Source organism: Halolamina salina, from assembly GCF_042678005.1.
Lineage (GTDB): Archaea > Halobacteriota > Halobacteria > Halobacteriales > Haloferacaceae > Halolamina > Halolamina salina.
This window is the reverse complement of sequence record NZ_JBHUDH010000167.1, coordinates 1-1,121: the sequence shown is the minus strand read 5'-3', so window position 1 is coordinate 1,121 and position 1,121 is coordinate 1. Positions and strand designations below refer to the sequence as shown.

The 1,121-nt window shown below is 71.0% G+C and carries 1 protein-coding gene; it reads left to right on the top strand.

Translation table 11 applies throughout. The features are described 5' to 3' along the window. Nucleotides 1–1,121, top strand: a 1,121-nt coding sequence (locus ACFR9S_RS13260; RefSeq protein WP_459077209.1) for an ABC transporter permease, incomplete at both ends; no start/stop codon positions are given.

Below are 1,121 nucleotides of genomic sequence, written 5' to 3'. Positions count from 1 at the left end.
GTCCGCGATCCCGAACGTCGGCGACGCGCTGTTCCCCGACCCGGCGAGCGGGTCGCCCGCGGACATCCGGCCGCCGTTCCCGTTCGCGTCGCTGATCCTCGCGTTCGCCTTTCTCGTACCGCTGAACTTCGTCGCGCAGGCGTACGGGAGCACGATTCTCGACGAACGGATCGGTCGCCGGGGCGAACTCCTGCTGGTCGTGCCCGTCGAACCCGGCGACGTGGTGGCCGGGAAGACGCTGCCGTACCTGCTCGCGTCGGTCGCGGTCTCGATCGTGGTCGCGCTCGCGGTCGGCGGCGGCGAGATCGGCGCGGCCTCGGTGCTCGCGGTGGTCCCGCTGGCGGTGCTGTACCTCGCGGGCACCTTCGTCGGCGGGATGTTCGCCCGGTCGTTCAAGGAGCTCACGTTCGTCACCGTGACGCTATCGGTGTTCCTGACGGCCTACGCGTTCGTGCCCGCCATCTTCGCGAACGTCACGCCGGTCGCGTTCATCTCGCCGCTGACGGTGGTGGTCCGGGACCTGCAGGGGATCGCGGTCACGCCCGCGCAGTTCGCGTTCTCGACTGGCCCGCCGCTGCTGGCCGGCGGGACGCTGTTCCTGCTCGGGCTGGGCGTCTACCGTGAGGAGGACATGTTCACCCAGCGCTCGGTGCCGCTGAAGCTGCTCGACGCGCTCGACGCCCGGTTGGCGGGCGCGCGCTCGGCCGCGACGCTCTCCGCGCTGGCGATCCCGTTCGTGTTCGTCGCGGAGCTACTCGTCGTCGCGCTGCTGTTCGCGCTTCCGATATCGGTGAGTGTCCCGCTGCTGCTGGTCGCGATCGCCGGCATCGAGGAGATCGCGAAGTCGGCCCATCTCTACGCCGGCTTCCGGACCGGGACGTTCGCCCGGACCGGGAAAGTGACGCTGCTCGTCGGCGGCCTCTCCGGGCTGGGCTTCTTCGTGGGCGAGAAGCTCACTGCGGTCGTGCAGGTGGTCGGCCTGCCGGAACTCACGCTCGGCCGGGCGGCGTTCTCCGCGACCGGGACCGGCTTCGTTGGCGTCGCGAGCAGTCCCCTCGCCGTGCTCGCGCTGTTTCTCGCGCCGCTGCTGCTGCACGCCGTCACCGCGACGGTGTCGGGCG